The organism is Kitasatospora sp. NPDC086009 (assembly GCF_044540385.1).
Taxonomy (GTDB): Bacteria; Actinomycetota; Actinomycetes; order Streptomycetales; family Streptomycetaceae; genus Kitasatospora.
In genome coordinates this window covers 476,410-492,530 of record NZ_JBITSA010000005.1, presented here as the reverse complement: position 1 = coordinate 492,530, position 16,121 = coordinate 476,410, and the positions used below count along the sequence as shown (strand labels likewise).

General features: G+C 76.0%; 1 protein-coding gene. It reads left to right on the top strand.

From position 1 onward, the window contains the following. The first annotated feature begins 73 nt into the window (after positions 1–73). Entirely contained in the window at positions 74–16,078 is a 16,005-nt protein-coding gene (locus tag ACIF6L_RS16370) for a type I polyketide synthase (RefSeq protein ID WP_396492532.1), read from the top strand. Positions 16,079–16,121: the final 43 nt, after the last annotated feature.

Below are 16,121 nucleotides of genomic sequence, written 5' to 3'. Positions count from 1 at the left end.
CGGTACGACCAGCTGACCACTGACAGCGGACTGACACGGAGGACGTAGGAACATGACGACGCCGGACGAGCAGATCGTCAACGCACTTCGTGCCTCGCTGAAGGAGAACGCGCGGCTCCAGCAGGAGAACCAGAAGCTCCTGGAGGCCCCCGCCGAGCCCATCGCCATCGTGTCGATGGCCTGCCGGTACGCGGGCGGGATCCGTACCCCCGAGGACCTCTGGCGGGTCGTCACCGACGGCACCGACGTGTACACCGCGTTCCCCGAGGACCGGGGCTGGGACCTCGAAGGCCTCTACCACCCGGACCCGGACAACCCCGGCACCACCTACGTCCGCGAGGGCGCGTTCCTGCACGACGCCGGCCAGTTCGACGCCGGGTTCTTCGGCATCTCGCCGCGCGAGGCGCTCGCCATGGACCCGCAGCAGCGGCAGCTGCTGGAGGTGTCCTGGGAGGCCCTGGAGCGGGCCGGCATCGCCCCGCACTCCGTCCGGGGCACCGACATCGGCGTGTTCGCCGGCATCGTGCACCAGGACTACGCCCCGGACCTCAGCGGCTACGAGGGCTTCCTCAGCCTGGAGCGGGCCCTGGGCACCGCCGGCGGTGTCGCCTCCGGCCGGGTCGCCTACTCGCTCGGGCTGGAGGGCCCGGCGGTCACCGTCGACACCATGTGCTCCTCGTCGCTGGTCGCCATCCACCTGGCCGCCCAGGCGCTCCGCCGCGGCGAGTGCTCGATGGCGCTGGCCGGCGGTGCGACCGTGATGTCCACCCCGGGCGGCTTCGTGGGCTTCGCCCGCCAGCGCGGCCTGGCCTTCGACGGCCGCTGCAAGTCCTACGCGGCCTGCGCCGACGGCTCCAGCTGGGCCGAGGGCGCCGGTGTCATCCTGCTGGAGAAGCTCTCCCGGGCCAGGGAGCTCGGCCACCGCGTGCTGGCGGTCGTCCGGGGCTCCGCGCTCAACCAGGACGGCGCCTCCAACGGTCTGACCGCGCCCAACGGCCCCGCCCAGCAGCGGGTCATCCGCAAGGCGCTGGACAGCGCCAACCTGTCCACGGGCGACATCGACATGGTCGAGGGCCACGGCACCGGCACCGTCCTCGGCGACCCGATCGAGGCGCAGGCGCTGCTGGCCACGTACGGGCAGGACCGCGTGGACGGCCGGGAACCGCTGCGGCTCGGCTCGGTCAAGTCGGTGATCGGCCACACCCAGGCGGCGTCCGGGGTCGCCGGTGTGATCAACATGGTGCAGGCGCTGCGGCACGGCGTGATGCCGGCCACCCGGCACGTCGACGCGCCCACCCCGCAGGTGGACTGGACGGCGGGCGCCGTCGAGCTGCTGACCGAGACCCGGCCCTGGCCGGAGACCGGGCGGCCGCGCCGGGCCGGGGTCTCCTCCTTCGGCGCCAGCGGCACCAACGCGCACCTGATCCTGGAGCAGGTGCCCGAGGACGAGCCCGCCCAGGCCGGGGCCGCGCCCGACGCCGTGGTGCCGCTGGTGGTCTCGGCGGCCTCCGAGGGGTCCCTGACGGGCCAGGCCGAGCGGCTGGTCTCCTTCCTCGACGCCGCGGAGGGGGTCTCCCTCGCCGGTGTGGCGGGGACGCTGGCCACCCGGCGCGCGGTGCTCGGCGAGCGGGCGGTGCTGGTGGCCGGTTCGCGGGACGAGGCGCTGGCCGGACTGGCCGCGCTGGCCCGGGGCGAATCCGCCGCCGGGCTGGTGACGGGGAGCGCGACCGGGGCGGGCAAGCTCGTCCTGGTCTTCCCGGGACAGGGTTCGCAGTGGGTCGGCATGGGCCGTGAACTGCTGGACACCTCCCCGGTGTTCGCCGCGCGCGTCGCGGAGTGCGCGGCGGCGCTGGAGCGCTGGGTGGACTGGTCGCTGGAGGAGGTGCTGCGCGGCGAGGCCCCGGCCGAGCTGCTGGAGCGCGTCGACGTGCTCCAGCCGGCCAGCTTCGCGGTGATGGTCGGTCTGGCCGCCGTCTGGGCGTCCGTGGGCGTGCTGCCGGACGCGGTGGTCGGGCACTCCCAGGGCGAGATCGCGGCGGCCTGCGTGGCCGGTGCGCTGTCGCTGGAGGACGCCGCGCGGATCGTCGCGGTGCGCAGCCAGGTGATCGCGGGCAGCCTCGCCGGGCGCGGCGGGATGGCCTCGGTGGCGCTCTCCGAGACCGACGCCGTCGAGCGGCTGGAGCGCTGGGCGGACCGCGTCGAGGTCGCCGCCGTCAACGGCCCGGCGTCCGTGGTGGTCGCCGGTGACGCCGAGGCCCTCGACGAGGCCCTCGACGCGCTGGAGGACCAGGGCGTGCGGGTGCGGCGGATCGCGGTGGACTACGCCTCCCACTCCCGGCACGTCGAGGCGATCCAGGAGACCCTCGGCGAGGCCTTCGCGGACATCCGCAGCCAGGCCCCGCTGGTCCCGTTCTTCTCCACCGTCACCGGTGAGTGGATCGACGGGGCGGGCGTGCTGGACGGCGGCTACTGGTACCGCAACCTGCGCGGCCAGGTCCGCTTCGGCCCGGCGATCACCGCGCTGCTCGGCGCGGGCCACACCGTCTTCGTCGAGTCCAGCGCCCACCCGGTACTGGTCCAGCCGATCAGCGAGCTGGTGGACGCCGCCGACGCCTCGGCCGTGGTCACCGGCTCGCTGCGGCGGGACGAGGGCGGCCCGCGCCGCCTGCTGACCTCGATGGCCGAACTCTTCGTCCGGGGCGTCGCCGTGGACTGGACCGGCCAGCTGCCGGCCGGGGCCGACACCGCCCTGGTCGACCTGCCGACCTACGCCTTCGACCACCAGCACTACTGGCTCCAGCTGACCGGATCGGCCACCGACGCCGCCTCGCTGGGCCTCACCGGCACCGACCATCCGCTGCTCGGGGCGGTGGTGCGGCTGCCGCAGTCGGACGGGCTGGTCTTCACCTCCCGGCTGTCGCTGCGCACCCACCCCTGGCTCGCCGACCACGCCATGCAGGGCGTGGTGATCGTCCCCGGCACCGTCTACGTCGACCTGGCGGTGCGCGCGGGCGACGAGTTCGGCTGCGGCATCCTCGAAGAGCTGGTCATCGAGGCCCCGCTGGTGCTGCCCGAGCAGGGCGGCGTGCGGGTCCAGGTCGCCGTCGGAGGCCCCGGCCCGACCGGCTCCCGCACGGTGGACGTCTACTCGCTGCGCGAGGACGCCGCCGGCGAGGACGGCGACGGCGAGTGGACCAGGCACGCGACCGGTCTGCTCTCGTCCGCCGCCCCGAGCGGCAGCACCACGCCCGCCGTGGACTTCGCCGCCTGGCCGCCGGTCGGCGCCGAGCCCGTGGAGATCGAGGACTTCTACACCGACCTGGTCGTCCGCGGCTACTCCTACGGCCCGGCGTTCCAGGGCCTGCGGGCGGTCTGGCGGCGCGGCGAGGAGCTCTTCGCCGAGGCCGTGCTGCCGCCGGAGCAGCGGGAGCACGCCGACCGGTTCGGGATCCACCCCGCCCTGCTGGACGCCGCCCTGCACACCAACGCGTTCACCAACCCGGAGGACGGCCGCAACGTGCTGCCGTTCGCCTGGAACGGGCTGGTGCTGCACGCGCTGGGCGCCTCCGCGCTGCGGGTGCGAGTCGCCCCCCGGGGCACCGACGCGCTGTCCTTCCAGGCCGCCGACGAGGCCGGCGAGCTGGTCCTGACGATGGACTCGCTGGTCTCGCTGCCGGTCTCCGCCGAGCAGTTGGGCAGCGCGGCCGGCCAGGACGGCCGGGACTCGCTGTTCCGGGTCGAGTGGACCGGGCTGCCCGCGCCCGAGGGCGCCACGGCCGCGCCGGTCTGGGCCCCGCTGTCCGGACCGGAGGACGTGGCCGCGCTGGCCGTCCGCGAGAACGTGCCGGCGGTCGCCGTGCTGGACGCGACCGCGGCCGACGCCGAGGCCGACCCGCTGGAGCTCACCTGCCGGGTGCTGGCCGCGATCCAGGCGTGGACGGCCGCGCCGGGCCTGGCCGAGGCCCGCCTGGTGGTCGCCACCCGGGGCGCCGTCCCGGCCGGCGGCGAGGCCGCGGTGACCGACCCGGCCGGCGCCGCCGTCTGGGGCCTGGTCCGCGCCGCCCAGGCGGAGAACCCGGACCGGATCGTCCTGGTCGACCTCGACCCCGCCGCCGCGGCCGGGGCGGGAGCCGTCCTCGGGGCGGTGCTGGCTTCCGGCGAGCCGCAGGTCGCGGTGCGCGGCACGGCGCTCTCCGCCTCCCGCCTGGTGCGTGCCGACGCCGCCCCGGAGGAGGCCCCTGCCACCGCCTTCGACCCGGACGGCACCGTCCTGGTCACCGGCGGCACCGGCTCGCTCGGCGCCGTGGTCGCCCGCCACCTGGTCACCGAGCACGGTGTCCGGCACCTGGTGCTGGCCGGCCGCCGGGGCCCCGCCGCCGAGGGCGCCGACGAACTGGCCGACGAACTCGCCGGACTCGGCGCCACGGTGTCGGTGGTCGCGAGCGACGTCGCCGACCGGGAGGCGGTCGCCGCGCTGCTGACCGCCGTCCCGGCCGAACGCCCGCTGACCGGCCTCGTCCACCTGGCCGGCATCCTGGACGACGGGGTGATCGGCGCGCTGACGCCGGAGCGGATCGCCGGGGTCTTCGCGCCCAAGGCGACCGCGGTGCGCCACCTGGACGAGCTGACCCGCGAACTCGCCCCGCAGCTGCGGACGTTCGTGGTCTTCTCGTCCGCCGCCGCGCTGCTCGGCTCGGCCGGCCAGGGCAGCTACGCCGCCGCCAACGCCTACCTCGACGCCCTGATGACCCGCCGTCGGGCCGGCGGACTGCCCGGTCTCTCGCTGGCCTGGGGCCTCTGGGAGCAGAGCACCGGCCTGACCGCCCACCTGAGCGAGGTCGACCAGGCCCGGATGAGCCGCGGCGGCGTCCTGGCGCTGACCCCGGCCGAGGGCCTGGCCCACTTCGACACCGGTCTGCGGGCCGAGCAGGCGCTGCTCGTCCCGATCAAGCTCGACCTGCGGGCGCTGCGCTCGGACACCGCGTCCGGCGGCGCCGTCCCGCACATGCTGCGCAGCCTGGTGCGGAGCGGGCGCCGGGTGGCACGGACCGCCGCCGGGGACGGCAGCGGGCTGGTCCGCCGCCTGGCGGGGAAGTCCGAGGCCGAGCAGGAGAGCATCCTGCTGGGCATCGTCCAGGCCGAGGCCACCGCGGTGCTCGGCTTCAACGGCCACGAACTGGCCCAGGGCACCCGGGGCTTCAGCGACATCGGCTTCGACTCGCTCACCGCGGTCGAGCTCCGCAACCGGCTGAGCGCCGCGACCGGGGTCAAGCTGCCCGCCACCCTGATCTTCGACTACCCCACGCCGGTGGCGCTCGCCCGCTTCCTGCGCGAGGAGCTCGGCGACACCGCGGCCGGTGCCGCCGCCGCCCCCACCGTGGTCGCGGCCGACCCGGACGAGCCGATCGCCATCGTCGGTATGGCCTGCCGGCTGCCCGGCGGCGTGGTCGACCCCGAGGGCCTGTGGCGCCTGGTGCACGAGGGCCGCGACGGCATGGTGGGCTTCCCGGACAACCGCGGCTGGAACCTCGACGAGCTCTTCGACGACGACGCGGCGAAGCCCGGCACCTCCTACGTCCACAAGGGCGGCTTCCTGCGCGACGCCGGGGAGTTCGACGCCGAGTTCTTCGGGATCTCGCCGCGGGAGGCGCTGGCGATGGACCCACAGCAGCGGCTGCTGCTGGAGGCCTCGTGGGAGGCGTTGGAGCGGGCCGGCATCAACCCCGGCACGGCGCGGGGCGGCAACATCGGCGTCTTCTCCGGTGTCTCCATCCACGACTACGTCGAGTCGCTGACCAGCATGCCCGCCGAGCTCGAAGGCTTCGTCACCACCGCGACCGCGGGCAGTGTGGCCTCGGGTCGGGTCTCCTACGTGTTCGGCTTCGAGGGCCCGGCGGTGACGGTGGACACGGCGTGCTCCTCCTCGCTGGTGGCGATCCACCTAGCCGCGCAGGCGCTGCGGTCCGGCGAGTGCTCGCTGGCGCTGGCCGGCGGCGTCGCCGTGATGGGCTCGCCGGTCGGCGTCCTCGGCATGTCGCGCCAGCGCGGCCTCGCCGCCGACGGCCGGGTCAAGGCGTTCTCGGCGGGCGCCGACGGCACCATCCTCTCCGAGGGCGTCGGCATCGTGGTCCTGGAGCGGCTCTCCGAGGCCCGGCGCAACGGGCACCAGGTGCTCGCGGTGCTGCGCGGCAGCGCGGTGAACCAGGACGGCGCCTCCAACGGCCTGACCGCGCCCAACGGCCCCTCGCAGCAGCGGGTGATCCGCAAGGCGCTGGCCAACGCGGGCCTGGCCGCCTCGGACATCGACGCGGTGGAGGCGCACGGCACCGGAACGGCGCTGGGCGACCCGATCGAGGCGCAGGCCCTGCTGGCCACCTACGGCCGGGACCGCGACCCGGAGCGTCCGCTCTGGCTCGGCTCGCTGAAGTCCAACATCGGCCACACCCAGGCCGCGGCCGGTGTCGCGGCCGTCATCAAGATGGTGCAGGCGCTGCGGCACGGTGTGCTGCCCTCCACACTGAACGTCAGCGCGCCGACCCCGGAGGTGGACTGGTCCGCCGGGGCGGTCGAGCTGCTGACCGAGGCGCGCGACTGGGCCGCCGGCGGCCGGCCGCGCCGGGCCGGGATCTCCTCCTTCGGGATCAGCGGCACCAACGCGCACCTGATCCTGGAGGAGTCCGTCGAGGTGCCGGCCGTCGAGCCGGCGGCGGACGACGTGCTGCCGGGCGCTGACACGGTGCCGCTGGTGGTGTCGGCCGCCTCGACCGGCTCGCTGGCCGGTCAGGCCGCGCGCCTGGCGGCCTTCCTCGACACGGCGGACCGGCCGTCGCTCGCCGCCACGGCGAACGCGCTGCTGTCCCGGCGCGCGCTGCTCTCCGAGCGCGCGGTGCTGGTGGCCGGTTCGCCGGAGGAGGCGCTGGCCGGGCTGGGCGCGCTGGCCCGGGGCGAGTCGGCCCCGGCCCTGGTGACCGGCGGTTCGCTCGGCTCGGCCGGTGCGGGCCGGACGGTGCTGGTGTTCCCGGGGCAGGGCTCGCAGTGGGCCGGCATGGGCCGTGAACTGCTGGACACCTCCCCGGTGTTCGCCGAGCGGATCGCGGAGTGCGCCCGGGCGCTGAGCCCCTGGGTGGATTGGTCGCTGGCGGAGGTGCTGCGCGGCGAGGCCCCGGCCGAGCTGCTCGACCGGGTGGACGTGCTCCAGCCGGCCAGCTTCGCCGTGATGGTCGGTCTGGCCGCCGTCTGGGCGTCCGTGGGCGTGCTGCCGGACGCCGTGCTGGGCCACTCCCAGGGCGAGATCGCGGCGGCCTGCGTGGCCGGTGCGCTCTCCCTGGAGGACGCCGCCCGGATCGTGGCGGTGCGCAGCCAGGTGATCGCCGGTCAGCTGGCCGGTCGCGGTGGCATGGCGTCGGTCGCGCTCCCCGAGAGCGAGGCGCTGACTCGCCTGGAGCGCTGGGCGGACCGCGTCGAGGTCGCGGCCGTCAACGGCCCGGCCTCGGTGGTGGTCGCCGGTGACGCCGAGGCCTTGGACGAGGCGCTGGAGGTGCTCGCGGCCGACGGCGTGCGGGTGCGCCGGGTCGCGGTGGACTACGCCTCCCACACCCGTCATGTCGAGGCGATCGAGGAGACCCTGGCGGAGGCCTTCGCGGACATCCGCAGCCAGGCCCCGCTGGTGCCGTTCCTCTCCACCGTCACCGGCGAGTGGATCGACCAGGCGGGCGTGCTGGACGGCGGCTACTGGTACCGCAACCTGCGCGGCCAGGTCCGCTTCGGCCCCGCCGTCGCCGCGCTGCTCGAAGCGGGCCACACGGTGTTCGTCGAGTCCAGCGCCCACCCGGTGCTGGTCCAGCCGATCAACGAGATCGTCGACGAGACCGCGGTCGACGCCCTGGTCGCCGGCTCGCTTCGGCGGGACGAGGGCGGTCCGCGCCGCCTGTTCGCCTCGATGGCCGAACTCTTCGTCCGCGGCGTGGCCGTCGACTGGACCGGTGTGCTGCCGGCCGGCGCCGAGACCGCCCAGGTGGACCTGCCCACCTACGCCTTCGACCACCGGCACTACTGGCTGCAGACCGCCCCGGCCACCGACGCGGCCTCGCTCGGCCAGGCCACCGTCGACCACCCGCTGATCGGCGCCGTCGTCCGGCTGCCGCAGTCGGACGGGCTGGCGTTCACCTCCCGGCTGTCGCTGCGCACCCACCCCTGGCTGGCCGACCACGGCGTCGGCAGGGTCGTCCCCGTCCCCGGCGCCGCGCTGGTGGAGCTGGCCGTCCGTGCCGGTGACGAGGTCGGTTGCGGCACCCTCGACGAGCTGGTGATCGAGGCCCCGCTGGTGCTGCCCGAGCACGGCGGCGTCCGGGTCCAGGTCACCGTCGGCGGCCCCGACGAGAGCGGTGCCCGCAGCGTCGACGTCTACGCCGCCCGCGAGGACGCCGACGACGACACCGGCGCCTGGACCAGGCACGCCACCGGCCGGCTCGCCCCGGCGGCGGCCCGCACCGAGGCGCACGCCGACCTCGTCGTCTGGCCGCCCACCGGCGCCCGGCAGGCGAGTGCCGACGAGCTCTACGACGACCTGCTCCGCCTCGGCTACGCCCTCGGCCCGGCCTTCCAGGGCGTCCGCGGGCTCTGGCGGCGCGGCGAGGAGGTCTTCGCCGAGGTCGTGCTGCCCGAGGACCAGCGCGCCGACGCCGGCCGCTTCGGCATCCACCCGGCGCTGCTGGACGCCGCCCTCCAGTCCGGCCTGCGCCACGCCGCCGTGGCCGACGGGACCGCGGGCGGACCGCGGCTCTGGCAGCCGGCCGAGTGGACCGGCCTGACGCTGCACGCCGCCGGCGCCTCGGCGCTGCGGGTGCGGCTCGCGCCGTCCGACCGGAACGGGCTCTCGCTGGAGGCCGCCGACGAGACCGGCGGCCCGGTTCTGACCCTGGAGGCGCTCGCCTTCCTGCCGGTCTCCGCTGAGCAGCTCTCGTCCGCCGCGGCGGACGCCGGCCCGGACGCCCTCTTCCGGGTGGACTGGACCGACCTGCCCGAGACCCCCGCCGGCGGCGAGACGCTGCCGCCGTGGGTGCCGCTGTTCCACGCGGACGAGGTGCAGATCCTCGCCGACAATGTCACCTCCCCGGTGGTCGCGCTGGTGGAGGCGACCGACCGGCGCGGCGACGCCCTGGCCCGGACCGGCCGGATCCTGGACCTCGTCCAGACCTGGCTGTCCGCACCGAGCCTGGAGGACTCCCGGCTGGTGCTGGTGACCCGGGGCGCGGTGCCGGCCGGCGGCGACGCCGCGGTGACCGACCCGGCGGGCGCCGCCGTCTGGGGCCTGATCCGCGCCGCCCAGGCGGAGAACCCGGACCGGCTCGTCCTGATCGACACCGACACCGACACCGCCACCGACCTCACCTCCGGCACCGACGTCGAGCCGCTGCTCACCGCCGTGCTGGGCTCCGGCGAGCCGCAGGTCGCGGTCCGGGCCGGGGTGCTCTCCGCACCGCGGCTGGTCCGCGCGGCCGGTGGCGACGCGACCGGCGCCGAACCGGCCTTCCGCCCGGACGGGACCGTCCTGGTCACCGGTGGCACCGGCTCGCTGGGCGCGCTGGTGGCCCGGCACCTGGTCACCGAGCACGGCGTCCGGCACCTGGTGCTGGCCAGCCGGAGCGGTCTCGGGGCCGAGGGCGCGCCGGAGCTGGTGGCCGAACTGGACGGGCTGGGCGCGGCGGTGACGGTCGCCGCCTGCGACGTCGCCGACCGGGAGGCGGTGGCCGCGCTGCTGGCCGCCGTCCCGGCCGAGCACCCGCTGACCGGCGTCGTGCACACCGCCGGTGTGCTGGACGACGGCGTGATCGGCGCGCTGACGCCCGAGCGGATCGCCGGGGTCTTCGCGCCCAAGGTGACCGCCGTACAGCACCTGCACGAGCTGACCCGCGACCTCGACCTGACGGCCTTCGCGGTGTTCTCCTCCGCCGCCGGCCTGTTCGGGTCGGCCGGCCAGGGCAACTACGCGGCCGCCAACGCCTACCTGGACGCCCTGATGGCCCGCCGGCGGGCCGACGGGCTGCCCGGTGTCTCGCTGGCCTGGGGTCTGTGGGAGCAGAGCACCGGCCTGACCGCGCACCTGAGTGAGCTGGACCAGGCCCGGATGAGCCGCGGCGGCGTCCTGGCGCTGACCCCGGCCGAGGGCCTGGCCCTGTTCGACGCGGCCCTGCACGCCGACCGGGCCCTGGTCGTGCCGATCAAGCTCGACCTGCGGGCGGCCCGCGCCGACGCGGCCTCCGGCGGCGCCGTCCAACCGCTGATGCGGGGTCTGGTCCGGGCCGGCCGGCAGGCCGTCCGGGCGGCGGCCGCCCAGCGCAGCGGCGGCGGGCTGGCGGACCGGCTGGCCGGGCTGTCGGCCAGCGAGCAGGAGGCCCTGCTGCTCGACCTGGTCCGCGGCCAGGTGGCGACCGTCCTCGGCCACGCCGGGGCGGACAGCGTCAAGGCGGAGAAGGCCTTCAAGGACGCCGGCTTCGACTCGCTGACCTCCGTCGAACTGCGCAACCGGGTCCGTGAGGCGACCGGCCTCAACCTGCCCACCACCGTGGTCTTCGACTATCCGACCCCGCTCGCCCTGGCCCGCCACCTGCACGGCGCGTTCGGCCACGTGGCCGCCGCGGCCGGGCCGGCGGCGCCGGCCGTCCTGGCCGCCGACCCCGACGAGCCGATCGCGATCGTCGGCATGGCCTGCCGGCTGCCCGGCGGCGTGGCGAGCCCGGAGGACCTCTGGCGGCTGGTCGCCGACGGCCGGGAGGCCCTCTCCCCGTTCCCGGAGGACCGCGGCTGGGACCTGGACGGCCTGTTCGACGCCGACCCCGGCCGGATCGGCACCTCCTACGTCGACCGGGGCGGCTTCCTGCACGAGGCCGGCCTGTTCGACGCCGGGTTCTTCGGGATCTCGCCGCGCGAGGCACTCGCGATGGACCCGCAGCAGCGGCTGCTGCTGGAGGCGTCCTGGGAGGCGCTGGAGCGGGCGGGCATCGACCCGGCCGCGCTGAAGGGCACCGACGTCGGCGTCTTCTCCGGCGTCATGAGCCAGGGCTACGGGTTCGGCGGCGAGGTGCCGCCGGAGCTGAGCGGCTTCACCGCGACGGGCTCCGCCGGCAGCGTGGCCTCGGGCCGGGTCTCCTACGTGTTCGGCTTCGAGGGCCCGGCGGTCACCGTGGACACGGCCTGCTCGTCGTCGCTGGTGGCGATCCACCTGGCCGCCCAGGCGCTGCGCCAGGGCGAGTGCTCGATGGCGCTGGCCGGCGGCGCGACGGTGCTGGCCAACCCGCACACCTTCGTGGAGTTCTCCCGCCAGCAGGCGCTCTCGCCCGACGGCCGCTGCAAGGCCTTCTCCTCGACGGCGGATGGCACCGGCTGGGCCGAGGGCGCGGGTGTGGTGGTGCTGGAGCGCCTCTCGGAGGCGCGGCGCAAGGGGCACCGGGTGCTCGCGGTGGTCCGCGGCAGCGCGGTGAACCAGGACGGCGCGTCCAACGGTCTGACCGCGCCGAACGGTCCCTCGCAGCAGCGGGTGATCCGCAAGGCGCTGGCCAACGCGGGCCTGTCCACCGTCGAGGTGGACGCGGTCGAGGCGCACGGCACCGGCACGGTGCTGGGTGACCCGATCGAGGCGCAGGCCCTGCTGGCCACCTACGGCCAGGACCGGGAGCCGGGGCGTCCGCTCTGGCTCGGGTCCGTGAAGTCCAACCTGGGGCACGCGCAGGCGGCCGCCGGGGTGGCCGGTGTGATCAAGATGGTGGAGGCGCTGCGCCACGGCGTCCTGCCGCCCACCCTGCACGTCGAGGAGCCCTCGACCGAGGTGGACTGGCAGGCCGGCGCGGTCGAGCTGCTGACCGAGGCGCGGGACTGGCCGGAGACCGGCCGACCGCGGCGTGGCGGGGTCTCCGCCTTCGGCGTCAGCGGGACGAACGCGCACCTGATCCTGGAGCAGGCCCCGGTCGAGGCCGAGGTGCAGGCCGTCACGGTCGAGAACGCTCCGGCCGGTACGGCGCCGCTGGTGCTGTCGGCGAAGAGCGCGGGCTCGCTGGCCGGGCAGGCCGACCGGCTGGCGCCCTTCGTCGAGACCTCCGGGGCGGGGACGGCGGAGATCGCCGCCGCCCTGCTGGCCCAGCGGGCGCTGCTGTCGGAGCGCGCGGTGGTGCTGGCGGGTTCGCCGGAGGAGGCACTGGCCGGGCTGAGCGCCCTGGCGCGGGGTGAGCACAGCCCCGTCCTGGTGACCGGCACGGTGTCCGACACCGACCGGACGGTGCTGGTGTTCCCGGGGCAGGGCTCGCAGCGGGTCGGGATGGGCCGTGAGCTGGCGGAGCGGTACCCGGTGTTCGCCGAGGCCTTCGACGCGGCCTGCGAGGCGCTGGACGCGCAGTTGGCGGGGTGGACCGAGCACCCGGTGAAGGACGTGGTGCTCGGTACGGCCGGATCACTGGACCAGACCGTCTACACCCAGGCCGGGTTGTTCGCCGTGGAGACAGCGTTGTTCCGGCTGATCGAGTCCTGGGGCGTCCGGCCGGACGCCGTCATGGGCCACTCGATCGGTGAGATCACGGCCGCGCACGTGGCCGGGCTGCTCTCGCTCGGCGACGCGGCGGCGGTGGTCGCCGCACGCGGTCGGCTGATGCAGGCGCTGCCCCCGGGCGGTGCAATGGTGGCGGTCGCGGCCACCGAAGACGAGGTCGCCGAACTCCTCGGTGACGGCGTGGACCTGGCTGCGGTGAACGGCCCGTCATCGGTGGTCCTCTCCGGTGAGGAGGCGGCCGTGCTGAAGGCCGCGGAGCAACTGCGCGAGCAGGGCCGCAAGGTCAAGCAGCTGACCGTCTCGCACGCCTTCCACTCGGCCCTGATGGAGCCGATGCTGGCGGAGTTCGCCACCGCCCTGGCCAACGTGTCGTGGGGCGAGCCCAAGCTCGCGGTGATCTCCAACGTCACCGGCCGGGTGGCCGAGCCCGGCCAACTGGCCGACCCTGCCTACTGGGTGGACCATGTCCGCCGCCCGGTCCGGTTCGCCGACGGCATCGCCACGGCGGCCGGAGCGGGTGGGGCGCTCTTCGTCGAGCTGGGCCCCGGCGCCGCGCTCAGCAGCGCGGTGGCGGAGTCCGCCGGGGAGGACGCGGTCTGCGTCGCCGCCCTGCGCGACGGCCGCCCCGAGGCGCACACCGTGCTGGCCGCGGTGGCCGAACTCTTCGTCCGGGGCGTCGCGGTGGACTGGACCGGCCTCCTGCCCACCGGCACCGCCCACCTGGAGCTGCCGACCTACGCCTTCGACCACCGGCACTACTGGCTGCAGACCACCGCCGCAACCGACGCGGTCTCGCTCGGCCAGGTCACGGCCGACCACCCGCTGCTCGGCGCGGTGGTGGAGGTGCCCGAGACGGGCGGGGTGCTCTGCACGTCCCGGCTGTCGCTGCGCACGCACGCCTGGCTCGCCGACCACGCCGTCGGCGGGGTCGTGCTGGTCCCCGGCACCGGCCTGGTGGAGCTGGCCGTCCGGGCCGGCGACGTGGTCGCCGCCGGCGGGCTCGACGAACTGGTCATCGAGGCACCGCTGGTGGTGCCCGAGCACGGCGGAGTCCGGATCCAGGTCGCCGTCGGCGGCCCCGACGAGGACGGCACGCGGACCGTCGCCGTCTACTCGGCCCGCGAGGACGCGGCCGGCGAGATCGGCCCGGACGCCTGGACCCGGCACGCGGCCGGCACCCTGACGGCGGCCCCGGCCGACCGCCCGGCGGCGCCCGGCTTCGACACCACCGCCTGGCCGCCGGCCGGCGCGGAGCCCGTGGAACTCGACGTCGCCGGCTTCTACGAGGACCTCGCCCGGCACGGCTACGCCTACGGCCCGGCGTTCCAGGGCCTCCAGGCCGTCTGGCGGCGCGGTGAGGAGCTCTTCGCCGAGGTCGCCCTGCCGGACGAGCGGCGCGACGAGGCCGCCCGCTTCGGCATCCACCCGGCGCTGCTCGACGCGGCCCTGCACACCCAGGCGTTCGCCCAGCCCGAGGAAGGCCACAACGTCCTGCCGTTCGCCTGGAACGGGCTGGTGCTGCACGCCGCCGGCGCGGGCGCCGTCCGGGTCCGGATCGCCCCGCAGGGGCCGGACAAGCTCGCGCTGACCGCGGTCGACGAGGCCGGCGGCGCCGTCCTGACGGTCGACTCGGTGACCTTCCGGCCGGTGGACGTCGAGCAGTTGGACACCGCGGCCGCCACGGACGAGGGCCGCGACGCACTGTTCCGCCTGGAGTGGAGCACACTGCCGGCGGCCGCGGCCGCGGCGGCGCCGTCCTGGGTGCCGGTCGCCACCGGCGAGGAGGTGGCCGCGCTGGCCGCCGAGGCCCCCGCCGTCGCCGTCCTGGAGGCCCACGGCGGCGAGGACGCCGACCAGGTGCTCGCCCTGACCGCACAGGCCCTGGAGGTCGTCCAGGCCTGGCTGGCCGACGCGGCCTTCGAGGACGCGCGGCTCGTGGTGGTCACCCGGGGCGCGGTGCCGGCCGGCACCGACGCCGACGTCACCGACCCGGCGGGCGCGGCGGTCTGGGGCCTGCTGCGCACCGCGCAGGCCGAGAACCCGGGCCGGATCGTCCTGCTCGACCTCGACCCGGACACCGACGGCTCCTTCACCACCGTGCTCGGCGCCGTCCTGGCCGCCGACGAGCCGCAGGTCGCCGTCCGGGCGGCGGCGCTCTCCGTGCCGCGCCTGGTCCGGGCGCAGGCCCGGCCCGCGACGGAGGCACCCGAGGCGTTCCGCCCGGACGGGACCGTCCTGGTCACCGGTGGCACCGGCTCGCTGGGCGCGCTGGTGGCCCGGCACCTGGTCACCGAGCACGGCGTCCGGCACCTGGTGCTGGCCAGCCGGAGCGGTCTCGGGGCCGAGGGCGCGCCGGAGCTGGTGGCCGAACTGGACGGGCTCGGCGCGGCGGTGACGGTCGCCGCCTGCGACGTGACCGACCGGGAGGCGGTGGCCGCGCTGCTGGCCGCCGTCCCGGCCGAGCACCCGCTGACCGGCGTCGTGCACACCGCCGGTGTGCTGGACGACGGCGTGATCGGCGCGCTGACGCCCGAGCGGCTGGCCCGCGTGTTCGCCCCGAAGGTGACCGCCGTGAGCCACCTGGACGAGCTCACCCGTGACCTCGACCTGACGACCTTCGCGGTGTTCTCCTCCGCCTCCGGCCTGTTCGGCTCGGCCGGCCAGGGCAACTACGCGGCGGCCAACGCCCACCTCGACGCCCTGGCGCACCGGCGCCGGGCGGCGGGCCTGCCCGGTACGTCCCTCGCCTGGGGCCTCTGGGAGCAGATCAGCGGCATGACCGCCCACCTGGGCGCCGCCGACCAGGCCCGGATGAGCCGCGGCGGGGTCCTGCCGATCGGCCCGGCCGAGGGCATGCGGCTGTTCGACGCGGCGCTGCGGACCGACACGGCGCTGGTCGTGCCGATCAAGCTGGACCTGCGGTCGCTGCGGGCCGACGCGGCCGCCGGCCGCACCGCCCAGCCGCTGCTGCGGGGACTGGTGCGCTCCGGGCGGCAGTTGGCCCGGACGGCGGCCGGTGACAGCGGCGGGCTGACCCGCCGGCTCGCCGGCCTGGCCCCGGCGGCGCAGGAGGCCCTGCTGCTGGACCTGGTCCGCGGCCAGGTGGCGACCGTGCTCGGTCACGCCGGGCCCGACCAGGTCGGCCCGGAGACGGCGTTCAAGGACGCCGGCTTCGACTCGCTGACCTCGGTCGAACTGCGGAACCGGCTGCGCGAGGCGACCGGTCTGAAGCTGGCCGCGACGGTCGTCTTCGACTACCCCGCGCCGCTCGCCCTGGCGCGGTACCTGCACGGCGAGCTCGGCACCACCGACGACGCGCTGTCGATGGTGAACGCCAAGATCGAGGACATCGAGTCGCTGATCGCCGGACTGGTGTCCGACGAGTCCAAGAAGGCCGGCATCGTGCTCCGCCTCCAGGGGTTGGTGGCGAGGTTCAACGGGGTCGAGCAGACGGAGGAGTCCACGGTCGCCGAGCAGTTGGAGTCCGCCTCCGCCGATGAGGTCCTCGACTTCATCAACGACGAGCTCGGCATCTCTTGAGCACCACGCCTTCACGGTCTGCCCAAACCCCGGTGAGGAATTG